The following is a 15,979-nucleotide window of genomic DNA, read 5'->3' on the forward strand; positions in this document are numbered from 1 at the left end:
CGCTGCGCGAGCTGCTCGGCGGCACGGCGGTCGACGCCGGCATCGCCGGCTTCGTGCGCGGCCTGCCGGCCCGCGCCGACGAGGCCGAGCAGCGGCTGCGCATCGCCGCGCTGCTCGGTGTCGCGCTGGGCGACGCCCAGGTCACCGACTACGCCGCCAAGCTCAAGGGCACGAGCCAGCCAGCTTGGAGCGATCTCAGTGATGCGCAGGCGCTGAAGGTCTTCGAAAGCCTTCCGGAAACCCAGCGCGCCACGGTCACGGTGCCGCTGCTGACGCATCGCCTGACCGGCATCGACACGCCGCGCCGCCAGGAGCTGCTGGCCGCACTGGCCAGCCCGGCCCAACTGCACGCGCTGGGCGACTATGTGCGAAGCCTCGGCGCCGCCCAGTCGGGCGTCGGCGATGCCCAGGCGCTGACCGCCTTCGAAGCCCTGCCGTTGATGCAGCAGATGCCGTGGCTGAACCGCCAGCTGGTGGCCGAACTGCAGGCGGCCGGCTCGGCCGCCGCGGCGCTGGCCGGCGACGAGCGCTGGCGCGCCTATGCACCGGGCTATGCAGCCATCAACACCCTCTTCCCCATCGGGGGCCTGACGGCACGACCGAGCGGCGAGCTGCGTCTGCCCACCAGCCAGATCAAGACGCTGCAGCAGGCCGATATCCGGCTGCTGGCACCGGGCGGCGGCGCCAACGCGGGCGAGATCGTCGCCAGCGGCCTGCCCAAGCCACCGACCGAGCTGGGGCTGGTCACCGTCAACGGCGGCGCCATCGCGGCGGCCGTGCGCGACGACTTCGCCGTCAACCAGTCACGCGTGTTCACGCTGGCCAAGGGCGACCTGCTGCTGTGGGCCTCGGCCGGCAATATCGACGCGGGCCGCGGCGCCAAGACCGTCACCGGTGCGCCAGCCCCCGTGCTGCGTCTGGACGACCAGGGCAACCTGGTGTTCGACACCTCGGGCTCCTTCAGCGGCTCGGGCATCGCGGTGCTGAACGCCGACAGCAACCTCTTCCTGTTCGCGCCCGCCGGCGAGATCAACGCCGGCGAGGCGGGCATCCGCTCCAAGGGCAACGCCACGCTGGCCGCCGAGCGCCTGGTCAACGCCATCGACATCCAGGTCGGCGGCAAGACGACGGGTGGCGGCAAGGTCGAGGCGGCGGCACCCGCGATTGCCGCGCCGGCCAACACGGCGCTGGCCGCCACCAGTGCTGGCCCCGGCAGCAGCGACGGCGACGACGACGAGAAGAAGAAGCGCCGCAGGCGCCGCAACCTGCTGCTGGAGTTCCTCGGCTTCGGCGGCCAGTGATCACGAAAGAAACCATGCGCAAAGCCCTCACCGCCCTCGTCCTGGCCGCCCTGCTGCCGGCCACCGCCCATGCCTGGTGGAACGCTGACTGGAGCGAACGCGCCAAGATCACGCTGAACACCTCGACCCAGGGGCTGGAGACCAAGGAGGCCGCCAGCGGCGTGGCCGTGGCCGTTCGCCTGCATTCGGGCAACTTCGATTTCACGGCGGCCAAGGAAGACGGCAGCGATCTGCGCGTCATCGCCGGTGACGACAAGACGCCGCTGAAGTTCAGCATCGAGCGCTTTGACAGCGTCAACGAGCTGGCGGTGCTGTGGGTGCAAATGCCGAGCGTGCTGCCCGGCAGCGACAAGAACGTTTTCTACGTCTACGGCGGCAATGCCAAGGCGGCGGCCGAAGGCGAAGCCAGCGGCTTCGATGCGGCCACCGTCATCGCCCTGCACTTCAGCGACAAGCCGGCGGGTGCCGACCAACTCGGCGCCGTCAAGCCGCAGGGCACGCTGGTCACCGAGCCCAACGGCCTGCTGGCTACCAGTGCCAAGCTGGGTGGCGAGGCCATCGTCTATGCGCTGTCCGACAAGCCGGTCATCGATGCCGGCAACCAGCTGACGGTCAGCCTGTGGGTCAAGCTCGACGACGTGCAGCGGGTCACGTTGCTGCAGTGGGGCGGGCTGACGCTGAATCTGAACGGCGGCAAGTTCGTCGTGCGCGCTGACAAGGCCGAGGTCAGCGGCGGCGCGGTACCGGTGGCACGCTGGACCCAGGTCGCACTGCGCCTGGGCCTGGGCAAGGCCACCCTGTTCGTCAACGGCGCCCAGGTGGCCCAAGGCGACCTCGCCACGTCGGCGCTGGGCAGCAGCCTGCGCCTGGGCGAAGGTGCACGTGGCCTGATGGACGAGGTGCAGCTGGCTGCGGCCCTGCGCAGCGCGGACTGGATCGCCGTGGCCGCGGGGGCCCAGGGCGCCGAGAGCAAGCTGGTCGCGTCCAACCGCGAAGCCAAGGACGCTGCCGAGGCCGAAGGCGAGAGCCACGGCTATATGGGCATCCTGGTCAAGAACCTGACGATGGATGCCTGGGTCGTCATCGGCATCCTCGGCGTCATGTTCGCCATCGCCTGCTGGGTGATGGTCAGCAAGGGCCTGCTGGTGACCAAGGTGGGACGCGCCAACCGCAGCTTCGTGCTGAAGTTCCGCGACGCCACCGACGATCTCCTGCATCTGGAGGCACACGCGCCGCATCCGCAGTCGCCCATCTACCGCCTCTACCAGGCGGGCGTGCGCGAGCTGGCCAAGCGCAAGGTCGGCGAGGCGGGCGCCAAGCCGCTGTCGGGCGCTTCGCTGGACGCGGTCAAGGCCTCGGTCGATGCTGACTATGTGCGCGAGAACGCCCACCTCAACTCCGGCATGGTGCTACTGACCATCGCGATCTCGGGCGGGCCTTTCCTGGGCCTGCTGGGCACCGTGGTGGGCGTGATGATCACCTTCGCCGCGATCGCCGCTGCGGGTGACGTGAACGTCAACGCGATCGCACCGGGCATTGCTGCCGCGCTGCTGGCAACGGTGGCGGGCCTGGGCGTCGCGATCCCGGCGCTGTTTGGCTACAACTACCTGGCCGCGCAGATCAAGAACGCGACCTCGGACATGCAGATCTTCATCGACGAGTTCATCACTCGCGTCGCTGAACTCTACGGCGCCCCCTGAGCTCGGAGCCAGCCATGTCTGCCGACATCAAGGGTGACAACCAGCCCTACGACGACATCAACGTGACGCCGATGCTGGATCTGGCCTACGTGCTGCTCGTCGTCTTCATCATCCTGACGACCGCGTCGGTGCAGGGCGTGAAGGTCAAGTCGCCCGAGACGCGCGCGGCCAACAACCTCGCCAAGCCGCAGACGCGTGCGATCACGATCACGGCCGACGGCGGCGTCTACCTGGACGCCTACCCGGTCGACATGGAGCAACTCAGCCGCAGCCTGGCCCAGTACAAGGCCGCCAACCCGGCTCTGCCCGTGGTGCTGAAGGCCGACGCGGCGGCGCAGTACGAGAAGGTCATGCAGGTGCTGGAGGTGGCCAAGAAGCTGGACATCACCGAGATCGGCCTCGTCACCAAGCGCGCGGAAGGTGGTTGAGAGCATGCAAGTCAACCAGGACGCCAAGCCCTACGACAGCATCAACGTGACGCCGATGCTGGATCTGGCCTATGTGCTGCTGGTCGTCTTCATCCTGATGACGACGGCCTCGGTGCAGGGCCTGAGCATCACCATGCCCAAGCCGAGCAACAAGCCCAGCACCGAGAAGCACGAGCTGAAGATCGTGCAGGTGATGCCCGACGGCGGCGTGCTGCTGAACGGCGTGGGCGTCAGCCTCGTTGAGCTGGAGGCCCAGCTCGGCGCGGCCAAGGCGCGCGATGCGCAGATGTCGGTCGCCATCAAGGGCGATGCGCGCACGCAATACGCCAGCGTCATCGCCGTCATCGACCTGTGCAACAAGCTGCAGGTCAATATGGGCCTGGTGACGAGCCGAATCGGGACCTGACATGAAGACCGGGCACGTCAAGCTCCTCGTCGCCGCCGCCTTTCTGCTGCTCGGCTTGGCCGTGTGGTGGGCGGTCAAGAACATCAAGCCCGACGCCCCCAGGCGCCAGGTCGCCAAGATCTCCATCCTGCCCGACACACCGCCGCCCCCGCCGCCTCCCCCCAAGGAGGAGAAGAAACCCGAGCCACCCAAGGACGAGCCCAAGCAGGTCATGCGCGAGGAGCAGCTCAAGCAGGCCGAGGCACCCAAGCCCGCCGAGACCATCAAGATGGAGGGTGCAGCCGGTGACGGCCCCAGCGCCTTCTCGGCCGGCAGCGTGGCCAAGGAATATGCCGGCGGCCCGCCGACCACCGGCGGCGGCGCCGGCCCGGCCGGCACTTCGGCCGACCGCGCCCAGGAGCGCTTCTACGCCAACACCGCGCGTCAGCTGCTCCAAAGCGAGATCGAGCGGCATCTGAAATCCGACGCCGACCAGCTGACGGTCACCTTCGCCGTTTGGCTGACCGGCGACGGCGGTATCCAGCGCTTCGAGCTCAGTCCAAGCGGCAACGACGCCAACGACAACGCGCTGCGCGCTGCCCTCGATGAAACCCGCCGCCAATTCAAGTTGCCGCCGCCACCTGCGCTGGCCCTGTCCCAGCCGATGCGCTTTCGCCTGAGCGTGCGGCCGCAAGCCTGATTCCGACTTTTGTCCCCAGCCATGAAATCCATCCTCGCCCTGCTGACCGCCGCTCTCGTGGCGGCCCCGGTCTGCGCCCAGACCGCCTCCGACAAGGAAGAAATCGCCCGCCTGCGCGCCACCACGCAAGCCCTCATCGACGCCCTGGTCGCCCAGGGCCTGCTGACTCGCGACAAGGCCGAGGCCATCCTCAAGCAGGCCCAGTCCACCGCGGCCGCACCGGCGCCCGCCACCCCGGCCGATGCCGCGGCGCCCAAGGTACTGCGCATCCCTTATGTGCCCGAGACGGTGCGCCAGCAGATGCGCGACGAGATCAAGGCCGAGGTGCTGGCCCAGGCCAAGGGCGAGCGCTGGGGCCAGCCGGACGCCCTGCCCGACTGGGTCGGCCGCATCCGCGTCGGCGGCGACATCCGGGCGCGGGCTCAGTCCGAGTTCTTCGACGACCACAACCTGCCCGCCGAGGTCTATCGCGCCCAGACCGCGTCGCCGGCCTGGGCGCCCGACCTGACCAACACGACGACGGACCGCCAGCGCCTGACCTTGCGCGCTCGCCTGGAGGTGGATGCCAAGCTTAGCGACCAGGTACTGGCCAGCGTGCGCCTGGCCACCGGCAATACGGCCAACAGCGCCACGTCGACAACGCAGACACTGGGCAACGACTTCAACCGCTACACCATCGGCCTGGACCGCGCCTACATCCGCTGGCAGCCCCCGACCTTCAGCAACGGCCTGTCCGCCGACTTCGGCCGCCTGCCCAACCCCTTCTACAGCACGGACCTGGCCTGGCCCGACGACCTCGCCTTCGACGGCGTGGCCGCCAAGCTCAGCCATGCCTTCACGCCGCAGCGCTCGCTGTTCGCGACGGCCGGCGTTTTCCCGCTGGAAGAGCTCAACCTCAGCACCCACGACAAATGGCTGCTCGGCGGCCAGGTCGGTGGCGAGATTGACCTGGCGCGCGGCGTGCGGTTCAAGCTCGGCCTGGCGGCCTATGAGTTCCATCGCATCGAGGGCCAGCGCGAGGCCAACCCGCCGCCCAGCGGCCCGCGCAATGGCGCAACCAGCTACTTCGCTTCGCAATACCCGGCCAGCCTGCGCTTGAAAGGCAACACGCTGATCAGCCTGAACGACCCGACCAGCACGGCCGCGCCGACCTGGGGCCTGGCGTCGCGCTTCCGCCCCGTCAACCTGACGCTCGGCCTGCAGCTCGACAGCCTGCTGCCAGTGCCAGTCGGCTTCACGCTGGACTGGATCAAGAACACCAAATTCGATCTGAAGGACATCGAGGCCCGCGCCGGCGTGGCCCTGCCCGATCTGCGCGAGAAGACGACAGCCGTGCAGGGCCGCCTGCAGGCCGGCGCACCGAAGATCTCGCGCCGTGGCGACTGGCAGGCCTTCGCCGCCTTCCGCATGGTTGAGCGCGACGCCTGGGTCGACGGCTTCACCGACACGACCTGGCACCTCGGCGGCACCAACTACAAGGGCTGGAGCATGGGCGGCAACTACGGGCTGGACCGTGGCTTCTGGCTGGGTGTCCGTTGGACCAGCACGCGCAACCTCGACGACGGCGTGCGCTTCCTGGCCGTGCCCAGCGACCCGACCTCGCTCAGCGGCAACCTGAGCAGTGCGCCGCTGCGCATCGACGTCCTGCAGTTGGACCTGAACGTGAGGTTCTGAAGATGAAGCGCTTCGCCACTCTCGCCCTCGCCGCCGTGCTGGCACTGGGCGCACAGGCCCAGGACGCCAAGCCCTCCAAGGAGCGCGAGGCCCTCCGCCGCGCCCAGACCGCGCTGCGCGCCGCACAGGAGCAGCAGTCCACGCTGCAGGCCGACAAGGCCAAGGCTGAGGCCGACGCGGCGGCCGCGCACAAGGAGGCGTCTAGCGCCAAGGCGCAGATCGCCGGCAGCGCCACCAAGCTCAAGGCGCGCGAAGCCGAGCTGGAAGCACTGCGCACGCAGCTGCAGGCGGCCCGGCAGGCCGAACTGGCCCAGCAGGAGACCGCGGCCAAGGCCGGCGAACGTGAGCAGGCGCTGCAGCAGCAATTGCTGGCCGTCCGTCAGGAGAGCGCCTCGCGCCTGCAGGCGAATCAAGCCCTCACTCAGCTGCTCGAACGCAGCACCCAAGCCCTGGTCGATGCTGAAGCCAAGAACCAGCAGCTCTACGCACTGAGCCAAGACCTCGTGAAGCGCTGGCGGAGCCGCTCGACTCTCGACACCGCCCTGCTGCAGGACCCCGTCCTGGGCTTGACGGCCGTGCGCTTCGAGGACGAGGCGGAGAAGCTGCGCAGCGAGCTGGAGGCGAAGCGCATCACGCGTTGATGCGGCTCAACGCATCATGGCCGTCTCCACCTCGCGCTAACGAATCCGCTGAAGTTCTGCGGTCCCTGCGACAGGCGCTTGTGGCCGTCCTGCACGACCAGCAAGCCGTCGGCATAGGGGCCGCCCTGGTTGTGCGCCGGGCTAGAGTCGCATGCAGCTTTACATGCCGCCGCGCCTGACGCTGATGCCCGAGCTTAAGCATGGGGTGCAAGGGGTCGCTAGTTCGAATCCCGCCGTCCCGGCCATAAAGCAAGAAGAGAATCAACGGCTTAGCAGCTTCGGCAGCTAGGCCGTTTTCCTTTGTGGCCGCGCGAAGGTTCCAGGGGTCCACCAAGGGGCCACCGCGAAAGCCGACTATCCCACTACGTCCCAGGTAGAGCGCACCTAGGCCTACCCGGCGCACTGCACGTTCAGCCGGCCACAACGAAGTGAAATCAGGTTGAAACCGTAAGGAAGGCCGTTGCGGCACCTGAAGACCAAATACCGCCAACGGAGCACTTGGGTGACGTAAATATGTGGCTCCAGCCCACACGGGCGTTCAACCTATTGCTCTTCCCCACCTCGTTTTACCCGGTTGAATCGTGTCGAGGCGCCAGACCTCGGCGTCAAAAAGAAGCCCCGGCGCAGGGCCGGGGCTGAGCCCTATTTGCTGTCACGTCGAGGCCTGCTCAGCGAGGTGAAGCAGGGGCAGTGTCCCGTCGAGGTCGACGATTCGCGTCCAATCGTGTTTAGAGGCCATCCCCGCGTCCTTGGGCGTCAGCAGCAGCTCCATCTCAATGAGCGCGTTGGTTTCCATTCAGGTTCCACATGTGGATATGGGCAATGGCCCTGCCGGGGCGCTCGCCTTGGGCGGCATGGACTGTCCCCGAAGAACCCAGGGTGGGTGATGCCCGCAGACGTTCAGCGACAAAACCGCGACGGTGTCGGAGCGCGCTCGGCTCCATCATCGGGCGATGGTCAACATAGTCCGGCCGCCGCCGTAGCGAGAGGAGCTCGCAGCGCATTAGAGCGGGCGTCAAAAACCGTCACCATCGTGCAGCATTTGATCGCTTCATGCCCTATCGCCGTGAGCAGCCGAGACGCAGGTTTGATGGTTAGACGGGGCGCTTCTCCCGAATGCTAGGGGCCGGACTACACCGGAAGCTTTCCAGAAGGTCGACTTAGCGGCGAGAGCCTAGCTTTGAGGTCAGCCGACCAATCGACGTCAGCGTCTCGGTCGGGTCATGCAGACCTTCCGCACCGCCCATGCTCAATCACAACGCATCACTGCCCTTGTTGCCACGTCTGAGGGCATCCCCCCGAAAGTCGGCAACTGCCAAGCGACGCTGTCGCGATACCCACACCGCCTCAACCAACTCGGCGCAGCAAGAGCGAGAGCATGTCGCTCAGCTGCTGCACGATCAATTGGGTGGGCTCTTGGTGCAGCTGCGGCTGGCCTACGGCGTTTGGCGGCAACTTGCGCCGCCGGCCGGGCCCGCAGACTCGAGCGCCGCTTTCGATGCGCTGCTGGCTGAGCTGTCGTGCACGGTGCGACGCCTGACTTTTGCGATGGCCCCACCGGAATGGCACGACGGCCTGCTGCCCGCGCTCGAGTCGCTGGCAGCCGAGCTGGGCCTGCGCAGCGGTTTGAAGGTGCAGCTTGAAGGCCAGTGCCTGTTGGAGGCCGACGCGCCAGCAGTGCCGGCCGGGCACCGCGCGGTGGCTTGCCGTGTTGTGCGAGAGATGAGCCTAAACGCGCTCAAGCATGCCCGAGCCTCTTCTCTGCACATCAGGGCCTTCGTTGCCAGCGGTCAGCTATTCATCAGCGTGCAGGACGACGGCCTTGGGCTACCCACCGATATGCCAGGGCTACCAGCCAAGGGGCTGGGGCTGCGCGGCGCACGGGCCCAGTTGAGGGCTTTGGGTGGTGACTTGATGCTGCGCTCCTCGCCAGGCACTGGCACCTGCGCCACGCTGAACCTGCCCCTCCTCCCTGCCTGAACCGCCCGACTCGTTGTCGCACGCGACGCCAAGCCGGCATGACCTCCTGGAGCTCGACCATGACCCTTCGCCTTGTTCTTGCCGATGATCACCAGTTGGTAAGGGAGGGCCTGCGAGCCCTGCTCACACGCGATTCCCGGTTGGAGGTCGTCGGCCTGGCCGCCGACGGTGCGGCCGCCGTCACGCTGGTGCGACAGCTGCAGCCCGACTTGCTCATCACCGACATCGCCATGCCCGGCCTCAATGGCCTGGAGGCCGCCCGCCGCGTCTGCGCCCAGGAGGCGCCGGCACGGGTCATCTGCCTGTCCATGCATGGTGACCAGCGCAGCGTGGTGTCGGCCATGCAGGCCGGCGCCAGCGGCTTCGTCTTGAAAGACAGCTCCTGCGACGAGCTGCTGGGAGCCGTGCGGCAGGTCGCCGCCGGCCACATTTACCTCAGCCCCGGCTTGGTCGGAGGCCTGGTAGACGAAATCCGTGACCGACAGCGCGTGCAGCAGGCACCGTCGGGCCCGACGCTGACGGCGCGAGAGCGCGAGATCGTGCAGCTCTTCGCCGAGGACTTGAGCACGCAGGACATCGCCGACCGGCTCAAGCTCAGCGCAAAGACCGTCGCCACTCACCGCGAAAACGTCACACAAAAACTCGGCGTGCGCGGCATCGCGGGCATGACGCGGTATGCGATACGCGAAGGCTTGACCGAGATGGTGCCGTCATGCCACTGATAGCCTATGACCTCCCCAACTGGCTGCTGGGCCTGACCCTGGTGCTGGCGTGGATGCTGATCGCACTGGCGGCACAAACCTTCATCCCGCGCCGCTGGCGCGAGCAGGCGACGGAAATCGATCGCAATGTCATGCTGGCCTCGCTGGGCGTCATTGCGACTATCAACTCTTTGCTGCTGGCGTTCTCGGCAGTGTCGGTGTGGGAATCCTTCGGTGCCGCCGAACAGGCCGTGCAACGCGAAGCCACGGCCATCGCCCAACTTGGCCGCACGCTTGCGCTGTACGAAGGTGCGCCGGCCCGCATCGCACGCGAGCGGCTGCGTGCCTATGGACGCAGCGTGGTGACGAAGGAGTGGCCTGCCATGCTGGAGGACAGGCCGAGCGCGACCACGCTAGATGCCTTCGACGCCCTTTTCTATGCGCTTGCGACACTGAGACCATCCAATCCGGCGGACACCGTGTTGTTGGACCAGGCTTGGACGCAGGCCAACGAACTCGTCAGCCACCGCCGCGCCCGGCTGCAGGCGAGCAAAGGCAAGGTACCCGCCACCCTCTGGGCCGTGGTGCTGGCGGGCTCGGTGCTGACGCTGATCCCGATGGCCGTACCGCCAGTGAGCACCAGCAGCCGGGGTGCGCTGCTCATGCTGGCAGTGGCCCTGGGCCTCATCTTTCACTTCGTGGCAGCGATGGACCGCCCCTTCTTGGGCGCCGAGCGGGTGACGCCCGAAGCCATCGAGGATGCGCTGGAGAAGATGCAGCGCTTTGCCCCACGACTTCCGGCGCCTTCCTGAGCCACAGCGCGTCCTCAGGTGCTGCTGCCGTTGCGGATCTCGGGGTCGGCCGTTGCGATCAGCCGCTCCGCCTGGCCGCCGGCCGGCTTGCGGAACACCAGCACGACGCCCCGCTTGGTGTGCCGCTCCACCGGGATGTTGATGGACGCGGCGCCCGCAGCACCTATGGCCAGAAAGGTGCGCGGCAAGTCGGCGCTGCCCTGTAAGGTTTTTGCGATCGCTGCGAACAGCGTCACGTCCAGGTCAGGCTCGCTGCCCTGACCCTGCAAGAGCTTGGTCACGTCTTCAGGCAGGTGGGTCTGCTGCTGAAATGTGATGCTGTTGCTGTCCGTGTCCGTATCCAATTGGCCGGCCAGCAACGGCTTCCAGCCACTGTCGAAGTAGGCGCAGGGAACGATGTTCTCGGGCTTCTCGCCTTGCGCATCAGCAGGCGGCGTCAAGGCGACCACGAAGACTGTCGTGGGTTGCAGTTCGCCTGCGCTGTCGGCGGTCATGCGGAGTTCGGTCATGGCTTCATCCTTTTGGGTGGGGTGGTGGTAATCGGTGGCCCTCCGCCAAGGGCGGCTTGCGGCAAGGGTACATAGCCGTGCGCGGTCAGACGCCGGACGGCATCGGCTTCGGCCGATAGGCCGCCCGGCGCTGCACAGCGCTGCAGCGCCAGCCAGGCCTGCAGCACGAGGCCTGCCTGGCCGGCGTCGACCGCCGGCCTCAGTGCATCGCGCATTTGCTCGCAGCGTGCCGGCGCAAGCACGGTACCGGCCGGGCTGCCGATGCGCAGGGCAAGCAGGGCACCGCGGGCCTGTAGCTCGCGCAGCTGCCAGTAGGCCGGCCTCTGGCTCAACAGCGCGGAGAAGGCCTCTTGGGTCTGGGCCAGCAGGCGAGCGGCACGCGGCCCGTCGCGTTGGAGAGCGGCCTGCTCGGCCTCCGCCACGGCCAGGCGCAGCAGCGATTCGCGACGCGTGAAGTCGCGTGAAGCGTCCGCGGCGGGCGGTTCCGCGGCAAGCTGGCTGCGCACGGCCGACAGCTCGGTGCCCAGGGGCAGCCCCGCGTCAAGGCGGGCCAGCGCCAGATGACTCTCCGCATGCAGGCGGTCGATGCGCCAGTAGGCATTGCTCGGATCGTGGCGCTCTGCCTCGCGCAGACGCGCCACGCCGACGGCCATGACGGCGGCCGCTTCGGCGCCGCGGCCTGCCGCCCGCATGGCGTCCGCTCTGCGCAGCTCCAGCGTGCCAAGGTCACGCAGCCGAAGCTGTTCATCGCCGCGGCCGGCGGCCAGCGCGATGCGCTCCGCGCGGGCCGCGTCGAACTGCTCGAGCGCAGCCAACGGCCGCCCTTGCACAAGCGACACAAGGCCCAGCCAAGTGCGCGAGTTGGCCACGCCTTCACGAGCCTCGGCCGCACCCGGCGCGCGGACCAACGCAGCCTGCTTGAGTGCCAGCGAGGCCTCGAAGGAGCGCTCGGCCAACTGCCACTTGCCGCGCCGAAAGTCGATGGAGCCCAGGCTGTGTAGCGCATAACCCAACTCGGCCGTTGCGGCCGCATCGTCGGGCGCCAACTGCTGCCATCGCAGACTCGCCTCTCGGTATCGGCCCATGGCCTCGGCGGCGGCGTCCAGCTCGCCCGCATCGAAGGCAATCTGACCCAGCCAGAAGGAGGCGGCGCCCAGCGTACGGAAGTAGTCCGCCGTGTTGAGGTCGGGCACCTGGCCTGCCGGTGCAAGGCCTTCGAGCAGGCTGCGTGCTGCGGTCAGTGCATCGACGGCGATGTCGGTACGGCCCTGGCCCCGACTGCTGTTGACCTCGCCGATGACCACCAGCGCCTGAGCCCGCCGCAAGGCGTCAATCGGGAGGCCGCCAGCCTCGCGGCCGGCCGCCGGGCCGAATAGCTTCACTCCCTGTTCGCCGATGCGGCTGAGCAGGTCGAGCTTGCCGATGGGCCGCAGGCCGTCGGCCAATTCGCCCAGCATGAACGACGCCATCTGGCGGCTTTGACGTTCGCGCTCGGCAGCCAGCTCAGCCTGACGGGCATAGCCAAAGGCAGCCGTGATGGCCAGCACTGCCAGCAGCAGCGCCCCGGCTGCGAGGGCGCCCAGATTCCAGCGCCGGCGGCGCAGTCGGCGTTGGGAGCGCTGGATGAAGTCGCGCTCCAGCGGACCAAACAGGCCAGGCGCTTCCATCATCGCCCGAGCGGCCGTCCACAGAACCACGCCGCGCGGCAGCAAGAGGCTGTTGGCATGGTCGGCCTGCGCCCAGCGGGCGAGCCAGGGGGCCAGGCTGTCGCGCGCGACGAGGGCGGCGCGGTGGCTTGCCACCCAGGCCGTGACGCGGGGCCAGCGCCGCAACAGGGCCTCGTGAGCCACCCGGTACCCCTTGCCGCAGGCAGCCAGATCAGCCACGAGCAGCCGCGCTGCGACGAAAGCCTCGGCCAGCGCCCGCTCGTCGCCATCGGTCAACTCCGTGTCGGGCATCCATCGGCTTGTCGGGGCTGCCTCGTCGCCGGCCAGCGTGATCAGGCGGGAGAGCAGCGGCGAGAAGGCCGCCTGCTGCGTCGCTGGCAGTTCGGCCAGCAGGGCCTCGGCACGCTGGCCGATGGCGCCCTCCAGCCCGCCCATCGCCTCGTAGGTCGACCAGGCCAGCACGTCGCCCGCTTCGCGGTTCAGATAGAGCTGCTGCAGGGTGTATTGCAGCAGTGGGAGCGCATCGGGCGACTGCATCGCATCAGCACACAGGCGGTCGTCGAGTCGGTTCAGGCCGCTGTCGTCGCTGCCATAGCTCAGTCCTGCAGCGCGCGCCGGCAGCCGGATCATCTGGGCGATTTCGCCGGCCTGCGGTGGCGCCAGGTCGAAGTGGGCACCGGTGTCCTTGCCCTCCATCAGCAGCGGCCGGCGGGCAAGCGCGGCGTAGAAGTCGTTGCGGCAGATGGCCAGCACCAACATCAGCCCGCTGTCCACGAGACATTCGAGCGTACGGAACCAGGCATCGGTGAGGGCCGGATCCTCTTGCAGCAGCGCTTCCAGACGATCCAGCACGAGGAGCGGCGGCGCGGCGGCACCGTCACGCAGGCCGCGCGTGGCATCCACGCCGATGACCAACTGGCGCAGCGCGTCCTGCGGCCGCTCGCGCAGCGTCTCAGACAGGCTGTCGATGCTGTAGCCCGATAACAGCGGCACACCCTGGCAGTCCCAGTCGAGCAAGGCGCCGGACAGGCCCGCCCAGGCATCCACTTCCGCGAAGCCAGGCGTCCGTCCCAGGGCACCGAGGTCGACCGTAGCAGCGCTACATACCCGCAGCGGCGTCAGGGCGTCGGGCAGCACTTCACCGGCGGGTTCAGGCGGCTGGGCCAGCGCCGGCAGCAAGCCGGCTTGCACCAGGGAGGTTTTGCCCGAGCCGCTCGGACCGAGCAGCACTACCAGGGGCCGGCTGCAGCGCCATTGCCGAGCCAGCCGCGAGTGCAGCGCCGCGACGGCTGCGTCCCGCCCGAAGAAGACACTGGCATGCGCTTGATCGAAAGGCTCCAGCCCGCGGAAGGGCGACTGCCCCCGCCAGCCCTCTGCCCGGCTGCGGGGTCCCTGCTCCGACAGCACCCGCACCGGCGCGAGCAGCCGGTAGCCCTGCTTGCGAATGGTCTCCAGGTAGATCGGCTCGGTCGCGCTGTCGTGCAGCGACCTGCGCAGCACGGCCACGCTCTTGTGCACCGGGTTGTCGCCCTGGGCCGGCGCATCGGGCCAGCAGTCCTGCAGCAGCGACTCGGCTGAAATGACCACCCCCGGCTGGCGACACAGCGCCAGCAGCACAGCCATGGGCCGCGGTTCCAGCGTCACGGTCTCGTCACCGCGGATGAGCCGCCGTGTCGCAACGTCGACGCGCCAGTCGCCCAGCAGAAAACTTCCGACAGCGTCGTTGCGCACGGCAGGAGGCAGCCGATCAGCCGAGCTGGCCAGTGGCGGCTTGATGACAGGCGAACCAGGCGCCGTGCGATCCATACGTTGTTCTCCCTGGGGGTGTTGGCCTCTGTGAGCCAAGCTGCAAGCAGTCTATGAGACCGTGCAGGCCATCGTCACTCTCGCTTGCCAGGAAGAGTTGACAGGTTGACAGCCGCTGGCGGCGGCACTCCGCAACGCCCCGTCAACGGAATCTCAGCAAACCGGAGGCCAAAGATCGGCATCCGACCGATGGGCCAAGGGACGCCGGCTGCCTATCTTTCGGCTCAGCAACCTCGACAACGCACAGCGCCTCAAGCATCGCCCTCACCCGTCATGATCGACGCCGCCCTCCTCCACATCGCCGGACATCTGAATGCCGTGCTGCGCCGCTCGCACCAGTCGGCGGAGGACCTCGTTGCCGTGACCGGGCTGCAGGAGGCCGACGGCAGCCCGGCGGCCGGGGCGTCCAACCGGCTGTCGGCCTTCCTCGTGAACCTGGAGCGTGACGGCGTGCCCGGCCAACCGGCGCAGGTTATCGGCGGCGGCGAGCGACTGCCGCGCTCCGCCCCCCCCGTGCACCTCAATCTGCTGATCATGTTCGCGGCCAACTACGGCGGCACGACCTATCCCGAGGCGCTCAAGCTGATCGGCAGCACCATCGCCTGCTTCCAGGCCACGCCTGTACTTGACGCCCATAACTCGCCCGGCCTGGACCCGCGGCTGGACAAGCTGGCCCTGGCGATCGAGTCGCTGAACCTGCAGGAGATGGCCACTCTGTGGGGCGTGCTGGGTGGACGCTACCTGCCCTCGGTGCTCTACCGGGTGCGCCTCATCACCATTGACGCCCGCCAGCCCGATGCGCAAATGCCATCGGTGCGATCGCCGCGCATCACAGCGCACGGCTGAGGGACGCAACGCGATGACCGACTGGACCGCACTGCTGAACATGCAGGTCAGCCATGGCTACTACGCCGATGGCCGTTGCCGTGGGCTGCGCTTTGAGCCGGTGGCGCAGACGTCAGCCATGCTGCGGCGTGCCGGCATCGTCGCGCGAAGCGACGGCGGCAGCCTGCACCTGCACGGGCCAGCCAATGCACTGCAAGGGCTGGATGCGCCGGACGACACGGCTGGCCTTGCCTGGCGCATCGCCGCCACCGACGACGCCTTTGCCTGCGGCACCGAGGACTCCGCCCAGCGGCCTGGCCAGCTTCTGTGGGTGCAGCCACCCGAGACCGGCACGACCCATACGGTCGACGCCATGCCTATGCCCATGGACGAACCAGCCGTCGCGCGGCTGCTCACGGCGCGGGACCGCCACCTGCCTCCCTTCGCCTTGCTGTGGCTGCCGCTGTCGCGCCTGCGCGCTGCAGCACCGCTGCAGCTGCGCTGGCTGCTGACGCCGCGCAGCACCTTCTGGAAGTACTGCCTGTTCGGCGCATGGTCCGAGCCCTCGCTCGCCATCGTCGACCTCGCGGGACAGACCCACTTCAGTGCGCCCGCGCCAGACCGGATGGAGGACGGCACCCCGATGCTGGCCATCCGGTCGCGCGGCCGCCTGCCGCTGGCGCAGCGTTCGCCCCAGCGCTTGCAACTGCGCAGCCGCCCCGAGCAGGACGGCCGCGCCGACAAGGTGCTGATCCGCCGGCTGCCCACGCCGTCGGCGCAGTTCCTCGCCCGTGAAGTGATCGACGGCCACGCTGCGGTCATCTCCGAGATCCATGTGCATCGCTAACCG

Annotated in this window: 15 protein-coding genes; 12 read left to right on the forward strand and 3 right to left on the reverse strand. The window is 68.4% G+C overall.

The window, feature by feature from the left end; translation table 11 throughout:
- The 7 genes from ACXJKM_RS22715 to ACXJKM_RS22745 all read left to right on the forward strand — a co-directional run.
- Nucleotides 1–1,301 (forward strand): filamentous hemagglutinin family protein (locus tag ACXJKM_RS22715; RefSeq protein WP_457355329.1); only part of this gene is annotated, 1,301 nt, incomplete at its 5' end.
- A gap of 14 nt (nucleotides 1,302–1,315) precedes the next feature.
- Nucleotides 1,316–3,001, forward strand: a complete 1,686-nt coding sequence (locus tag ACXJKM_RS22720; RefSeq protein ID WP_457355331.1) for a DUF2341 domain-containing protein — start codon at nucleotides 1,316–1,318, stop codon at nucleotides 2,999–3,001.
- Nucleotides 3,002–3,015: 14 nt separating this feature from the next.
- Nucleotides 3,016–3,429 (forward strand): ExbD/TolR family protein, encoded by a 414-nt coding sequence (locus tag ACXJKM_RS22725; RefSeq protein ID WP_457355333.1) that lies wholly within the window; start codon nucleotides 3,016–3,018, stop codon nucleotides 3,427–3,429.
- Between the two features lie 4 nt (nucleotides 3,430–3,433).
- On the forward strand, nucleotides 3,434–3,835 hold the full coding sequence (locus tag ACXJKM_RS22730; RefSeq protein ID WP_457355335.1) for an ExbD/TolR family protein: 402 nt from the start codon (nucleotides 3,434–3,436) through the stop codon (nucleotides 3,833–3,835).
- A 1-nt stretch (nucleotide 3,836) separates the two neighbouring features.
- Nucleotides 3,837–4,514 carry a TonB C-terminal domain-containing protein gene (locus tag ACXJKM_RS22735; protein ID WP_457355337.1) on the forward strand — a complete coding sequence of 226 codons (678 nt, stop codon included), beginning with the start codon at nucleotides 3,837–3,839 and terminating at the stop codon, nucleotides 4,512–4,514.
- 21 nt (nucleotides 4,515–4,535) lie between these two features.
- A complete protein-coding gene (locus ACXJKM_RS22740; protein WP_457355339.1) occupies nucleotides 4,536–6,188 on the forward strand; it encodes a putative porin in 1,653 nt (550 codons plus the stop codon).
- 2 nt (nucleotides 6,189–6,190) lie between these two features.
- Nucleotides 6,191–6,829 (forward strand): hypothetical protein, encoded by a 639-nt coding sequence (locus ACXJKM_RS22745; protein ID WP_457355341.1) that lies wholly within the window; start codon nucleotides 6,191–6,193, stop codon nucleotides 6,827–6,829.
- Between the two features lie 652 nt (nucleotides 6,830–7,481).
- Here ACXJKM_RS22745 and ACXJKM_RS22750 read toward each other — a convergent pair.
- Complete coding sequence (locus tag ACXJKM_RS22750; RefSeq protein ID WP_457355343.1) at nucleotides 7,482–7,625, reverse strand: hypothetical protein; 144 nt, start codon at nucleotides 7,623–7,625, stop codon at nucleotides 7,482–7,484.
- A gap of 449 nt (nucleotides 7,626–8,074) precedes the next feature.
- Between ACXJKM_RS22750 and ACXJKM_RS22755 the strand changes: the two genes are divergently transcribed.
- From ACXJKM_RS22755 to ACXJKM_RS22765, 3 genes are read left to right on the forward strand one after another with little or no spacing between them, the layout of a single operon-like run.
- On the forward strand, nucleotides 8,075–8,809 hold the full coding sequence (locus ACXJKM_RS22755; RefSeq protein ID WP_457355345.1) for a sensor histidine kinase: 735 nt from the start codon (nucleotides 8,075–8,077) through the stop codon (nucleotides 8,807–8,809).
- A gap of 59 nt (nucleotides 8,810–8,868) precedes the next feature.
- Nucleotides 8,869–9,531, forward strand: a complete 663-nt coding sequence (locus ACXJKM_RS22760; RefSeq protein WP_457355347.1) for a response regulator — start codon at nucleotides 8,869–8,871, stop codon at nucleotides 9,529–9,531.
- On the forward strand, nucleotides 9,522–10,322 hold the full coding sequence (locus ACXJKM_RS22765) for a bestrophin-like domain (RefSeq protein ID WP_457355349.1): 801 nt from the start codon (nucleotides 9,522–9,524) through the stop codon (nucleotides 10,320–10,322). Before ACXJKM_RS22760 ends, ACXJKM_RS22765 begins: the two co-directional genes overlap by 10 nt.
- A gap of 14 nt (nucleotides 10,323–10,336) precedes the next feature.
- On the opposite strand, the gene ACXJKM_RS22770 is transcribed toward ACXJKM_RS22765, so the two are convergent.
- Both ACXJKM_RS22770 and ACXJKM_RS22775 read right to left on the reverse strand, forming a co-directional pair.
- Nucleotides 10,337–10,831 carry a hypothetical protein gene (locus tag ACXJKM_RS22770; protein ID WP_457355351.1) on the reverse strand — a complete coding sequence of 165 codons (495 nt, stop codon included), beginning with the start codon at nucleotides 10,829–10,831 and terminating at the stop codon, nucleotides 10,337–10,339.
- On the reverse strand, nucleotides 10,828–14,304 hold the full coding sequence (locus tag ACXJKM_RS22775) for an nSTAND1 domain-containing NTPase (protein WP_457355353.1): 3,477 nt from the start codon (nucleotides 14,302–14,304) through the stop codon (nucleotides 10,828–10,830). Before ACXJKM_RS22775 ends, ACXJKM_RS22770 begins: the two co-directional genes overlap by 4 nt.
- Nucleotides 14,305–14,577: 273 nt before the next feature.
- Here ACXJKM_RS22775 and ACXJKM_RS22780 point away from each other — a divergent pair, with 273 nt between their 5' ends.
- Together ACXJKM_RS22780 and ACXJKM_RS22785 are read left to right on the forward strand one after the other, a co-directional pair.
- A complete protein-coding gene (locus ACXJKM_RS22780; protein WP_457355355.1) occupies nucleotides 14,578–15,150 on the forward strand; it encodes a DUF4255 domain-containing protein in 573 nt (190 codons plus the stop codon).
- Nucleotides 15,151–15,163: 13 nt separating this feature from the next.
- Nucleotides 15,164–15,976: a hypothetical protein gene (locus ACXJKM_RS22785; RefSeq protein WP_457355357.1), complete on the forward strand. Its 813-nt coding sequence runs from the start codon at nucleotides 15,164–15,166 to the stop codon at nucleotides 15,974–15,976.
- Nucleotides 15,977–15,979: the final 3 nt, after the last annotated feature.

It is taken from the genome of Roseateles sp. P5_D6 (assembly GCF_054049415.1).